Annotated in this window: 11 protein-coding genes; 1 reads left to right on the forward strand and 10 read right to left on the reverse strand. The window is 65.6% G+C overall.

Translation table 11 applies throughout. The annotated features are described in order from the left end of the window. Window positions 1–98: 98 nt before the first annotated feature. From NP552_RS14080 to pilM, 7 genes are all read right to left on the reverse strand, one after another. Complete coding sequence (locus NP552_RS14080) at window positions 99–1,694, reverse strand: AAA family ATPase (protein ID WP_043859937.1); 1,596 nt, start codon at window positions 1,692–1,694, stop codon at window positions 99–101. Window positions 1,695–1,710: 16 nt separating this feature from the next. Continuing rightward, window positions 1,711–2,808 carry a 3-dehydroquinate synthase gene (gene aroB / locus NP552_RS14085; RefSeq protein WP_043859938.1) on the reverse strand — a complete coding sequence of 366 codons (1,098 nt, stop codon included), beginning with the start codon at window positions 2,806–2,808 and terminating at the stop codon, window positions 1,711–1,713. A 100-nt stretch (window positions 2,809–2,908) separates the two neighbouring features. Further along, entirely contained in the window at window positions 2,909–3,427 is a 519-nt protein-coding gene (gene aroK, locus NP552_RS14090; protein ID WP_043859939.1) for a shikimate kinase AroK, read from the reverse strand. A gap of 4 nt (window positions 3,428–3,431) precedes the next feature. Further along, complete coding sequence (locus NP552_RS14095; RefSeq protein ID WP_443201038.1) at window positions 3,432–4,703, reverse strand: type IV pilus secretin PilQ; 1,272 nt, start codon at window positions 4,701–4,703, stop codon at window positions 3,432–3,434. Between the two features lie 24 nt (window positions 4,704–4,727). Continuing rightward, window positions 4,728–5,633: a pilus assembly protein PilP gene (locus NP552_RS14100; protein WP_274096842.1), complete on the reverse strand. Its 906-nt coding sequence runs from the start codon at window positions 5,631–5,633 to the stop codon at window positions 4,728–4,730. After that, window positions 5,630–6,160 (reverse strand): PilN domain-containing protein, encoded by a 531-nt coding sequence (locus NP552_RS14105; protein WP_274096843.1) that lies wholly within the window; start codon window positions 6,158–6,160, stop codon window positions 5,630–5,632. The genes NP552_RS14100 and NP552_RS14105 overlap by 4 nt, the downstream gene beginning before the upstream one ends. Next, window positions 6,157–7,008 carry a type IV pilus biogenesis protein PilM gene (gene pilM / locus NP552_RS14110; RefSeq protein ID WP_274096844.1) on the reverse strand — a complete coding sequence of 284 codons (852 nt, stop codon included), beginning with the start codon at window positions 7,006–7,008 and terminating at the stop codon, window positions 6,157–6,159. The genes NP552_RS14105 and pilM overlap by 4 nt, the downstream gene beginning before the upstream one ends. A gap of 174 nt (window positions 7,009–7,182) precedes the next feature. Here pilM and NP552_RS14115 point away from each other — a divergent pair, with 174 nt between their 5' ends. Further along, window positions 7,183–9,615: a penicillin-binding protein 1A gene (locus NP552_RS14115; protein ID WP_196932068.1), complete on the forward strand. Its 2,433-nt coding sequence runs from the start codon at window positions 7,183–7,185 to the stop codon at window positions 9,613–9,615. Window positions 9,616–9,727: 112 nt separating this feature from the next. On the opposite strand, the gene NP552_RS14120 is transcribed toward NP552_RS14115, so the two are convergent. The 3 genes from NP552_RS14120 to rpmE form a co-directional block, all read right to left on the reverse strand. Further along, window positions 9,728–10,996, reverse strand: a complete 1,269-nt coding sequence (locus NP552_RS14120; RefSeq protein WP_043860148.1) for a malic enzyme-like NAD(P)-binding protein — start codon at window positions 10,994–10,996, stop codon at window positions 9,728–9,730. Window positions 10,997–11,179: 183 nt separating this feature from the next. Then, window positions 11,180–11,977, reverse strand: coding sequence for a thermonuclease family protein (locus NP552_RS14125; protein WP_260328983.1), 798 nt, complete (start codon window positions 11,975–11,977; stop codon window positions 11,180–11,182). A gap of 32 nt (window positions 11,978–12,009) precedes the next feature. Further along, window positions 12,010–12,225, reverse strand: a complete 216-nt coding sequence (rpmE, locus tag NP552_RS14130; RefSeq protein ID WP_043860144.1) for a 50S ribosomal protein L31 — start codon at window positions 12,223–12,225, stop codon at window positions 12,010–12,012. Window positions 12,226–12,375: the final 150 nt, after the last annotated feature.

Genomic DNA, 12,375 nt, shown 5'->3' on the forward strand with positions numbered 1-12,375 from the left:
TCTGGGACAGAAAAGCCTGCCGCGTGTTACGCAGCAGGCTAGACCGGGGTTCAGGAGTCGCTCAGCAGGTGGCGGGGGTAGTGCCACCCGACCATGTATCAGCGGGTCGCAGCCAGTTCTTGTTGGACGCTGGCAACGGTACGAGGCCAAGGTTTACCAGCCTGGACCTTGGCTGGCAAGGTTTTGATTGCAGCGACGGCTGCATCGCGACTGGAGAAGTTGCCGTAGGTGATCACGTACAGGGGTTTGCCCTGCAGGGTTTTCTTGAAGTAGCGATAGTCGCCACCCTCGGCCTTGACGAACGCCTGGGCCGATGCCTCGGAACTGGTGCCCAGGATCTGCACCACGTAGTTGCCTGGCGCCTGTCCGCTGTACCAGCTACCGCCCGCAGCGGGCTTGGCAGCGGGTTTTTCTGCAGGTTTGGGTGCCGGCTTGGCCGTGGCCACCTGCACGGGTGCAGGGGCGGGCTTGGCGGCAGGTGCAACCGGCTTGCTGGCCACTGGCGCGGCAGGCTGCTGCGCCGGTACAACCGGCTGGGCCATCGTAGGCGCCGGGCCTGCAGTGACACCGGCGGGCGGTGCAGTGGTGGTAACGGTAGGCGGTTGCAGTGCAGTGTCGCCAGCCGGGCCGGATTCCTCGCCATCACCCATGCCGGCCGCCTCGGCCAGCGGGCCGCGCATCACCGGCTGGGACTGGCCCACCAGTGGCAGCGGCATCGGCTGCGAAGAACCGGCGAACTCGATGGCCGGGCCACCGTTGTTCGACTGGGCATTGCCCGGCTTGCCCTGGCCCAGGGGCAGTTGCGCCTGCTCGGCAGGCGCAGTGGCCGGCGCCTGGTCGCCCTTCTTGGGCATCAGCACGGCTGCCGCCACGGCAACCACTACCACGGCAGACAACGCCAGCACGTGTTTCTTCGGCATATTGAACCCCATTGATGGTCGCTTCACCGGCGAGCGGGTGGCGAGCATGGCTTCGATCATGGTATCGCGGGCCACCTGGTTGATTGCTCCAGGCCAGCCGTCCGAGTTTTCGTGAATCTCGGCGATCTGCTCGCTGGTGAACACCTCGATACCGCGCCCGGCACCTTCCAGACGCTGCTCCAGGTATTCCCGGGTTTCGTCCTCGGTGTAGGGCTGCAACTCGATGACGTGGAAACGCTCCTGCTCGGCATTGAGTTCATCCAGGGCTGCGATCAGTGACGGCTCGCCGAACAGGAACACGTGCGGGCGACCTTCCGGTGTGCCCGCCGCCAGTTCCAGCAAGGCTTGGAGTGCCGACTCGCCAAGTTGTTCCGCATCGTCCACCAGCAAGTAGACTTCCTGACCGGTCAGCGCCAGCTGCACGATCTGGGCGAGGATCTCGGTGACTTGCGCCTTGGCCACATTCAGCGACTGCGCTACCTGGGCCAGCAGGCCGGCTGCATCGCCGGCGCCACGCGCCGAAACCACCACGCTGAGCACCGACTGCTTGTTGGTGCTGGCCACAAGGGCCTGGCGCAGCAGGGTCTTGCCGCTGCCCAGAGGGCCTGTGACCACCAGCAGCAGCTGGCTGTAGCGGGCCAGGTGATGCAACTGGCCCAGCACCGGCTTGCGCTGGGCAGGGAAGAACTTGAAGCCAGGCACCCGCGCAGCGAAGGGGTCATGGTTCAACTGGTAATGGCCGAGAAAGGCCTCGTCGGCATGCAAACTAGTCATCGAACTCTCGTCAACCTCAAAGCTGGGCCACGATTGCGCGGTAATCCGCCGCCAGCGTGGCCTGAAGAATCTCTTGCGGATAGTCGTCGGTCACCACGGCTTCGCCCATATGGCGCAGCAGGACCAGGCGCAGACGACCGTCGAGCACCTTTTTATCGACCGCCATGTGTTCCATGAAGTGGGCCGGGGTCATTTCGGCCGGAGGCACCACCGGCAGGCCGGCGCGCTGGAACAGGCGAATGCCGCGGTCGCGCTGCGCCTGGCTGATCCAGCCCAGGCGCATGGACATTTCCAGGGCCATTACCGTGCCAGCCGCCACGGCTTCACCGTGCAGCCACACACCATAGCCCATGTGGGTTTCGATGGCGTGGCCAAAGGTGTGACCGAGATTGAGCGTGGCACGCACGCCCGACTCGCGCTCGTCAGCCCCCACCACGGCCGCCTTGGCCTCGCAGGAGCGCTGGATGGCGCGGGTCAGTGCAGCCTGGTCGAGCGCACGCAGCGCATCGACATTGTCTTCGAGCCAGCCCAGGAACGGCTCGTCGCAGATCAGGCCGTACTTGATCACCTCGGCCAGGCCCGCCGACAGCTCGCGCGGCGGCAGGCTCTTGAGGCTGGCGGTATCGATCAGCACCGCGTTGGGCTGATAGAAGGCACCGACCATGTTCTTGCCCAGCGGGTGGTTGATGCCGGTCTTGCCGCCCACCGACGAGTCCACCTGGGACAGCAGCGTGGTGGGCACCTGGATGAAGTCCACGCCGCGCTGGTAGCAGGCGGCGGCAAAGCCGGCCATGTCGCCGATCACCCCGCCGCCCAGGGCGATCACGGTGGTGCGACGGTCGTGGCGTGCCGTCAGCAGGGCGTCGAAGATCAGTTGCAGGGTTTCCCAGTTCTTGAAGGCCTCGCCGTCGGGCAGTACCACCGGCAGCACCGAATAGGCCCCCAGGCTGTGGGTGAGGCGTTGCAGGTAAAGGGGCGCGACAGTCTCGTTGGATACGATGGCGACCTGCTTGCCGGCAATGTGCGGCGCCAGCAGTTCAGGCTGATCCAGCAGGCCTTCGCCGATGTAGATCGGGTAGCTGCGTTCGCCCAGTTCGACCTTAAGTGTCTGCATGTGTCCCCACAAAGAACAAAGGCGCGGCATCGAAGACCCGACCCGCGCAATAACGAAGTGCCCTGCCAGGGCATGACTGGCCGCCGAGGATAGTCAAGCCTTAACGGGGCGGCAACTTCTGCAAGCGCTCCAGAATATCCAGAACCACCATGCGCGGCGGCCGCTCGTCGGTTTCCACCACCAGGTCGGCGATTTCCCGATAAAGCGGGTCGCGCAACTCGAGCAAGGCACGCAGCGTGGCCTCCGGGTTGGCCGTGCGCAGCAGCGGCCGGTTGCGGTCGCGGGCGGTACGCCCCACCTGCTGCTCCACCGAGGCGTGCAGGTAGATCACGCGCCCCCCGGCATGCAGCGCCGCACGGTTGGCATCGCGCATCACCGCGCCGCCGCCGGTGGCCAGCACCACGCCGTCGGCCTCGCACAGCTCGGCGATCATCGCCTGCTCGCGATCACGAAAGCCGGGCTCGCCTTCCTTGTCGAAGATCCACGGGATGTTGGCGCCCGTGCGCAGCTCAATTTCCTTGTCGGAATCCTTGAACGGCAGGCGCAGCTCTTTGGCCAGCAAGCGACCGATGGTGCTCTTACCGGCACCCATCGGCCCTACAAGTATCAAATTTCGCACAGAATCAACGACTCACAGCAATCGCCCGGTCACTCATGATACGCGGAGTCAGGAAGACCAGCAGCTCGGATTTTTTCTCTTGGATGACAGCGCGACGAAACAGCCGCCCAACATACGGCACATCGCCGAAAAATGGCACCTTGTCGACAACATTACTTTGCACGGTGGCATACACCCCGCCGATCACGATGGTCTCGCCATCCCCCACCTGAACCTTGGCATTCACCTCGTTCTTGCGGATCGGCGGCACGCTGTTGAGGGCATTGAGGTAGTCCGGCTCGTCCTTGGTGACCTTGACCGTCATGATCACCCGGTTGTCGGCCGTGATCTGCGGGGTCACCTCCAGCGACAGCGAGGCCTCGCGAAAGGTGGTGGACGTAGTGCCGTTGGCGCCCGACTCCTGATACGGCACCTCGGTACCCTTGAGAATGCGCGCGGTTTCCTTGTCGGCGGTGACCACCTTGGGCTGGGAGATGATTTCGCCATTGCCGGTCTTTTCCATCGCGCTGAGCTCCAGGTCGAGCAGCACACTGTCGCGCACCAACCCCAGGCCGATACCCGAGGTGGCCCGTTCCACCCCCAGGTCGACGAACGGCAGCCCGTCGGCGGCCAACCCGCCTGCGCGCAGGCCGCCGCCCAGTTGCACCGCCCCGCCCCAGCGCACCCCCAGGCTTTTTTCGTAATCGACATTGGCCTCGACGATGCGCGCCTCGATCATCACCTGGCGAACCGGTACATCGAGCTGCGCGAGCAGCCGCCGCAGGTCGGCCAGGCGTGCCGGCGGCTGGCTGGCAATGATGGTGTTGGTGCGCTCGTCGACCGTGATCGCGCCGGGGTCGTCGTCCTCGACCATGGCCTGGAACAGCTGCACGATGTCCCCGGCCCGCGCATGGCTGACCGTGAGCAGTTCGCGCACCAGCGTTGGCGAGGCCTGCGCCGCACGGGCCTGGGTATCGTGCCCGGCCAGTTCGGCCAAAGGCGCCACCAGCAGCACGTTGCCCTCCTGACGCCGACCCAGGCCCTTGCTGCGCAGCACCAGGTCCAGTGCCTGTTCCCAGGGCACCTCGTGCAGACGCAGGGTCACCTTGCCCTGTACTGCATCACTGGCCACCAGGTTGACCCCGGTGAAGTCGGCCAGCACCTTGAGCACCGAACGCACCTCGACATCCTGGAAACTCAACGACAGCGGCTCGCCGCCATACCCTGCCCCCTCGGCCCCAAGGCCTGCACCTGCTACCGGCAGCGCCACCATCAGTACCGCACACAGGCTGAACATCCTGTTCATCCACGACCTCCCTGGTCAGTTGACGACGTGTCGAGCCACCCCATTGGCTTCGATCACCTGCGAGCGCTCCACCCAGCCGGCGCCCTCGACCCATACCTGCTCCTCGAGCTCGACCTGCTGCGCATCGATGCGCACCACCCGCCCCTTGTCCGGCCCCAGCCGGTCACCTTCGCGCAACGGGTACAGCGCCCCCGCAACACGGATCAACGCGACCCCGCCTCGACGGTCGGCCAGGTGCCCGACCAGTTCCATCTGTTCCAGCGGCACGTGTTCCAGCGCAAATTCGAGCGCTGCGGGCGGCGGCGCGGCAAAGGGATCGCGCGCCTCCGCCAGCACCGGCGCCGGCTGCGCCACGGGGTCGACCGGCAGGCCGGACGCATAGGCCTTGAGGTGCATCTGCAGACGCAGTTGCCCACGCCCCGCCAGCGGCGCCAGGTGAAGGTCATGCAGGGTCACGCGCTCAGGCAGCGTGGCCAGGGCGTCGACAAAACCGGCCAGCGCGGCGAAGTCGCCCACCACCTGCAGGTGCACCGGCATTTCGGCATGCAGGGCCTGCGGCTGCGCCGGCAACACTTTCACCTGCTCGAACACCAGGCCCCGCCCGGCCCGGGCGACAGCCTGCAGCAGGCCGGGCATGCCGCCCGCTGGCAGCAGCCGGGCCTGGGCCTCCCGCAGGCGTTGCTCCAGGCCGAGCAAGCGGGCCTGCTGCTCGTCCAGCCGGGCGACCTGCTCTGCCTGCGCCTGCCAGGCCTGCTGCAACTCGGCTCCACGCGCCAGCGCCCGCTCAAGCGAAGCGCTCGCCCCGCGCAGGTGCAGCCCATAACCGCTACCGAGCGCCAGCAGCAGGCAAGCCGCCAGCAACAGCGCCTTGTACCGCCGAGGCCACGCTGCCATCAGGTACCAGTCGAGAGCCGGGGTCATGGCTGCACCTGCGCACTGAGGTGGAACACCTCGCCGGCGGCGGTGGCCTTGATCTCCTGCAACTGCACCTCGCCCAGGCCAGGGGCCTGATCCAGATTGCGCAGCAGTTGAGTGACCGACGCCCGCCCCTGTGCCACCCCCTCCAGGCGCAGCGCGCTGCCCTCGAGCGCCAGTGCAGTCAATTGCAGCCCTTGTGGCACCCGCGTGGCCAGCGGTGCGAGTACCTGACCACCTGGGGACGCGGTGCGCAGCACGGCATCCAGCCCCTGGATGCGCTCCTGCAGCGCATCGCCCCGGGCGGTCAGGTCGGCCAGTTCTGCCAGCGGGCCCTCAAGCCGGGCGATGGCATCGCGCAGGGCCGCATTGGCCTGCCCCTGCTGCGCCAGGCGATAGGCGCCATGCCGGTCCAGCAGCACCACGATGGCGACCCCCAGCAGCAGAGCCACCAGCATCAACCCCTGCAACTGCCGCACACTGCGCTGGCGTTGCCAGGCCCGCCACGGCAGCAGGTTGATATCGCGCCTCACGGTGCACGCCTCATCGCCAGCCCATAGGCCAGCGCCAGCGCGGGTTCGGCGGCATCGAACACCGTGATTTCGATACCCAGCCGACGCTGCACTTCCAGCGCCCGGGCCGAATCGGCAGCCGCCCCGGTCAGCACCAGCCGCGCCGGTGCCGGGCCCTCCAGGGCCTGCAACCAGCGTTCGATGCAGGCAGCCAACGCCTGCGGCACATCGGCCGCTGCACCCGCGTCGGCACGCCATGCCTGGTGCTGTGCATGCAGCGCCCAGTGCCCTGGCTCGACCCGCACCACGGCGACCGCGTCATCGTCCGCCCCGACCGCGCGCAACAACGCCAGGCTGTCGGTCTCGACCACCCGCGCACACAGGCCTGCCAGCTCCAGTGCCGCCTCCAGCCCATCGAGCCAGCCCTGATGACAGGCATACACCCCCACCGCCTCGTAGCACGGGTCGTGCGCGACCGAGCCGCGGCACTCGAAATCGAAGGCCGCCTCGTCAAGGGCAAAGGGTATGAAAGGTTCGGCCTCATGGCACAGGCGGGCAAACAGGGCATCCTCTGCCAGCCCCGCCGGCACCTGCACGGTCTTGCTCAGCACGGCCGTGGCCGGAATCGCCAGCGCCGCCTCGCGCAAGGTGGCACCGCTGCGGGCCAGGGCATCGCCCAGCACCTGCGCCAACTGTGCCGGGTCGGCCACCCGGCCGTCCTGCAGCACGCCCGCCGCCAGCGTCTGCACGGCCTGCGCACGCACCTCGAAGGCCCCTGCCACCTGCCGCAGCTGCAGCAATCGCACCGCGCAACATGAAATATCGATACCCAGCAGTGAACCGGCATCCTTGCCGAAACGTCCAAACATTGGCTTTCCCTGGCATCCGCCTGCTTCGACCGGCCCCCAGACAGGGCACCGGTCAGCCCGTGCACCGCGCAACCCACGCGGCACAGTGAAAATTGCTTATAATGCCCAGCGTTTTTTCTCGTCGATCAGCCCTGCGCTCAATCCATATTTCAAACTGGACACCCCAAAGCCTTGATACGCCTGCTGAAGTTCTTCTGGTGGTCTTTCGTCGCAGTCATCTGTGCCGTCGTGCTCGGTCTGAGCGGCGCGTTTCTGTATCTTAGCCCCAGCCTGCCCTCGGTAGAGGCCCTGAGAAGCATCCAGTTGCAGATCCCTTTGCGGGTATACAGCAGCGATGGAAAGCTGATTGCCGAGTTCGGCGAGATGCGGCGTTCTCCCATCCGTTTCGCCGACATTCCCCCGCATTTCATCCAGGCTTTGCTGTCCGCCGAAGACGACAACTTCGCCAATCACTATGGGGTCGACCCCAGCAGCCTGATGCGCGCTGCAACACAATTGCTCAAGTCCGGACACATCCAGACCGGCGGCAGCACCATCACCATGCAGGTGGCGAAGAACTTCTTCCTCAGCAGCGAACGCAGCTTCTCGCGCAAGACCAACGAGATCCTGCTGGCCCTGCAGATCGAGCGCGAGCTGACCAAGGACGAGATCCTCGAGCTGTACGTGAACAAGATCTACCTGGGCAACCGTGCCTACGGCATCGAAGCCGCAGCGCAGGTGTACTACGGCAAGTCGATCCGTGACGTGAGCCTGGCGCAGATGGCGATGATCGCCGGCCTGCCCAAGGCACCGTCGCGCTTCAACCCGCTGGCCAACCCGACGCGCGCCAAGGAACGCCGCGACTGGATCCTGGGGCGCATGTACAAGCTGGGCAAGATCGACGAAGCCAGCTACCAGGCTGCCCTGGCCGAACCGATCAACGCCAGCTACCACGTGCCGACGCCCGAGGTGAATGCCCCGTACATCGCCGAGATGGCCCGCGCCGAGATGGTCGGCCGCTACGGCAGCGACGCCTACACCGAAGGTTTCCGCGTGACCACCACGGTGCCGAGCGACCTGCAGGAAATGGCCAACAGCGCCGTGCTCGATGGCCTCAGCGCCTACGATCACCGCCACGGCTACCGCGGCCCCGAGTCGCGCCTGCCGGGCAAGACCCAGGCCGCCTGGCTGCAGGAACTGACCAAGCTGCGCCCACTGGGCGGGCTGGAACCGGCCATCGTCACCCAGGTCGACAAGACCGGCCTGCAGGTGCTGACCAAGTCGGGCCAGACCGAGACCGTGGCCTGGGACACCATGAAATGGGCCCGCCCATTCCTCAACACCAACAGCCAGGGCCGCGCCCCGCAGCAGCCGGGCGATGTGGCCCAGGTCGGCGACGTGATCCGCGTGCAACGCACCAGCGAAGGCGAACTGAAGTTCAGCCAGGTGCCGGGCGCCCAGAGCGCACTGGTGACCCTGGACCCGAACAACGGCGCCATCCGCGCTCTGGTGGGCGGCTTCTCGTTCGAGCAGAGCAACTACAACCGCGCCATGCAGGCCAAGCGCCAGCCGGGCTCGAGCTTCAAGCCGTTCGTCTACAGCGCGGCGCTGGACAACGGCTACACCGCCGCCAGCCTGGTCAACGACGCCCCTATCGTGTTCGTCGACGAGTACCTGGACAAGGTGTGGCGACCCAAGAACGACACCAACACCTTCCTTGGCCCGATCCGCATGCGCGAGGCGCTGTACAAGTCGCGCAACCTGGTATCGATCCGCCTGCTGCAGGCCATGGGCGTGGACAAGACCATCGACTACATCGCCCGTTTCGGCTTCAACAAGCAGGACCTGCCGCGCAACCTGTCGCTGGCGCTGGGCACCGCGACCCTCACGCCGATGGAGATCGCCACCGGCTGGAGCGCGTTTGCCAACGGCGGCTACAAGATCACCCCGTACCTGATCGACCGCATCGAAAGCCGCAATGGCGAGACGCTGTTCACCGCCAACCCGCCCAGCGTGCCTCGGGGGCATCAGGACGAGGCCGGGATTGGCGCCGCCGAAACGCCGATCGTCACCGATGCGGCACTGGGCGCCGACGTGAGTGCGGTGGCGCCGCAGGTGCCGGCGGTGGCCGAGCAGATCATCGACGGACGTACCAGCTACATCCTCACCAGCATGCTGCAGGACGTGATCAAGCGTGGCACCGGGCGACGTGCCCTGGCGCTGGGGCGCACCGACCTGGCGGGCAAGACCGGTACCACCAACGAGTCCAAGGATGCGTGGTTCTCCGGCTACAACGCCGACTACGTGACCACCGTATGGAGCGGCTTCGACCAGCCCGAGACCCTGGGCCGTCGCGAGTATGGCGGTACCGTGGCGCTGCCGATCTGGATGAGCTTCATGGGCGCCGCGCTCAAGGACAAGCCGATGCACACGCTGCCGCAGCCTGAAGGCATCCTCAGCCTGCGGGTGGACCCGGTGAGCGGCCGTGCGGCCACGCCGAGCACGCCTGATGCGTACTTCGAGCTGTTCAAGGCCGAAGACACCCCGCCGTCGGTCAACGAGCTGGGTGGCAGTGCGCCAGGCAGCCCGCTGCCGGCGGACGAGTCGGCGCCGATCGATCTGTTCTGATGGGGTAACCCGGGGGCTGCCCTGCAGCCCATTGGCCAGCACAATTACCAGCCCCAAACAAAAAGCCCCGACTCTCGCGAGCCGGGGCTTTTTGCTACAACGCTACAACGGCTCAGCCGTTGAACACGTCATCCACGCTTTTGAGCGGGTAGTTCTTCGGATACGGCAGGGTCGCCACACCGCTTTCGATCGCAGCCTTGGCCACGGCATCGGAAACCACGGTGATCAGGCGTGCGTCCATCGGCTTCGGAATGATGTACTCACGACCGAATTCCAGCGCGTCGACGCCGTAGGCAGCGCAGACTTCCTTAGGCACCGGCAGCTTGGCCAGGTCTTTCAGGGCGTTGGCGGCAGCGATCTTCATCTCTTCGTTGATGCGCTTGGCGCGAACGTCCAGGGCACCACGGAAGATGAACGGGAAGCCCAGTACGTTGTTGACCTGGTTCGGGTAGTCGGAACGACCGGTGGCCATGATCACGTCGCTGCGGGTGGCGTGGGCCAGCTCCGGCGAGATTTCCGGGTCCGGGTTCGAGCAGGCGAACACGATCGGGTTCGGTGCCATCGACTTGAGGCCTTCAGGGCTCAGCAGGTTCGGACCGGACAGGCCGACGAACACGTCAGCGCCTTCCAGGGCATCGGCCAGGCTGCGCTTGTCGGTAGCGTGGGCGAACACCGCCTTGTACTGGTTCAGGTCGTCACGGCCAGCGTGGATCACGCCGGTACGGTCGACCATGAAGATGTTTTCGATCTTCGCGCCCATGCTCACCAGCAGCTTCATGCAGGAGATGGCCGCAGCACCGGCGCCCAGGCAGACGATCTTGGCATCGGCGAGGGTCTTGCCCGCGATTTCCAGGGCGTTGATCATGCCGGCCGCGGTCACGATCGCGGTGCCGTGCTGGTCATCGTGGAACACCGGGATGTCGCACTGCTCGATCAGCGCGCGCTCGATCTCGAAGCACTCGGGTGCCTTGATGTCTTCCAGGTTGATGCCGCCGAAGGTGATCGAGATGCGCTTGACGGTGTCGATGAAGGCCTGCGGGCTTTCGGCATCGACTTCGATGTCGAACACGTCGATACCGGCGAAACGCTTGAACAGAACACCCTTGCCTTCCATCACCGGCTTGGACGCCAGTGGGCCCAGGTTGCCCAGGCCGAGGATGGCGGTGCCGTCGGAAATGACTGCTACCAGGTTGCCCTTGCCGGTGTACTGGTAGGCCAGCTCCGGGTCACGGGCGATTTCACGTACTGGCTCGGCAACACCCGGGCTGTAGGCCAGCGCCAGGTCGCGAGCAGTCGCGGTCGGTTTGGTGAGCTCTACGCTCAGTTTCCCCGGACGAGGCTGAGCATGGTATTCGAGAGCGGCAGTTTTCAAATCTGACATGATGGGCATTCCGCTTTTACTGTTCTGACGGACCGCCGAGGATACGCAAAGAGCAATGGGCCGACAAGACTGCCCGGTCACTTGTGTCAAGGCCTTTAGCCTACGACTTTAAGCCAAGAGCCGCAGCCCGCAAGGCTTTCAGTGTGTACAATCCATTTTTAAAATGTTCACAATTTATTATCTTTATTGTCTTTCCAGCATCGTCGGGTCGGTGAGTGGCAGCATCCAGCGCGCTTGACCCGGCTTGAGCCCGGCCTTGCGGGAACGATCCAGCACCCAACCGCGGGCTTCGACGCGTCGGCCTTCGAGGCCGTCGGTGAAATCAGGCGCAAAGTTGCGCGACAACCTGGCCGGCACCTGAAGCACCAGCGAATGGCCCAACTCGATCCAGATGGCGCCACCGCTGCGCTCGACCGACTGAACCTGGCCAGCGACCAGCGCAAAGCCGGCCTGGCGCAGGTGCCCCGGCGCGATCACCGGCGGCTGGCCCCACAGCCCCACGCGGGCGCTGCGGGCGGCCTGTTCAGCCTGTTGATGGCAGTCGCGCAGGGCGGTGTTGGGCGCTACCGCGATGCGATAACCCAGACCCTCGCCCAGCAGTTGTTCTTCCAGATTGTGACCAGAGCGGTCGAACACATGGGCCAGGGTGCGCTTGTATTTGTCGCGCGGCTCCGTACCCGGCAGCAGCTCGACCCGCCCGCCACTGGCCTTGACCAGGGCCTGCAAACGCTGGCGCGCGGCCACCGCATAGGGCTCGCTGGGCCGCCCCTTGCGCCCGATCTCGGGAGCATTGATGCCGATCAGGCGCACATTGCGCCCATCCTTCAGACGCAAGGTATCGCCGTCGATCACCTGGCGTACCGCAACGCTCTGCACCCCGCCCTGGAGGTCGGCCGGCAGCGTACACAGCGCCTGCGCCGGCAACTGCCAGATCGCGGCCACAAAAAAGGCGCCCACCAGGGACGCCTTCTTCAACAGCATTGCCAAGCCCATGGGGCCAGCTTCGCGCCGTCTTACTTCTTGGCACCGAACATGCCGAAACGGTCTGCGAACTTCTGTACGCGGCCGCCGGTGTCCAGCACTTTCTGCTTACCGGTGTAGAACGGGTGGCACTCGTTGCAGACGTCGGTGGCCAGTGGGGCGCACAGGGTCGAACGGGTCTGGAACACATTGCCGCAGCTGCAGGTGACTGCGACTGCTTCATAATTCGGATGAATTTCTGGTTTCATGGTCACTTCCTCGACTGCGTGCCGCCACCCAACACCATTGTTGAATACCGCACGTAATTAGGCGGCGAATAATACCAGAGCATGCCATCAGCGCAAGTTGTCGCTTGTACCGACTGTCGTCTGCTAGGCTCGGCGGCTACCGAATTGCCC

The organism is Pseudomonas sp. 8209 (genome assembly GCF_028682105.1).
In the GTDB taxonomy this organism is placed as follows: domain Bacteria; phylum Pseudomonadota; class Gammaproteobacteria; order Pseudomonadales; family Pseudomonadaceae; genus Aquipseudomonas; species Aquipseudomonas palmensis.

Bases quoted from the DNA above. Each gene is read 5' to 3' on its own strand.
- NP552_RS14080 (WP_043859937.1), bottom strand. From the start codon at position 1,694: ATGACTAGTTTGCATGCCGACGAGGCCTTTCTCGGCCATTACCAGTTG.
- aroB (WP_043859938.1), bottom strand. From the start codon at position 2,808: ATGCAGACACTTAAGGTCGAACTGGGCGAACGCAGCTACCCGATCTAC.
- NP552_RS14095 (WP_443201038.1), bottom strand. From the start codon at position 4,703: ATGTTCAGCCTGTGTGCGGTACTGATGGTGGCGCTGCCGGTAGCAGGT.
- NP552_RS14100 (WP_274096842.1), bottom strand. From the start codon at position 5,633: ATGACCCCGGCTCTCGACTGGTACCTGATGGCAGCGTGGCCTCGGCGG.
- pilM (WP_274096844.1), bottom strand. From the start codon at position 7,008: ATGTTTGGACGTTTCGGCAAGGATGCCGGTTCACTGCTGGGTATCGAT.
- NP552_RS14120 (WP_043860148.1), bottom strand. From the start codon at position 10,996: ATGTCAGATTTGAAAACTGCCGCTCTCGAATACCATGCTCAGCCTCGT.
- NP552_RS14125 (WP_260328983.1), bottom strand. From the start codon at position 11,977: ATGCTGTTGAAGAAGGCGTCCCTGGTGGGCGCCTTTTTTGTGGCCGCG.
- rpmE (WP_043860144.1), bottom strand. From the start codon at position 12,225: ATGAAACCAGAAATTCATCCGAATTATGAAGCAGTCGCAGTCACCTGC.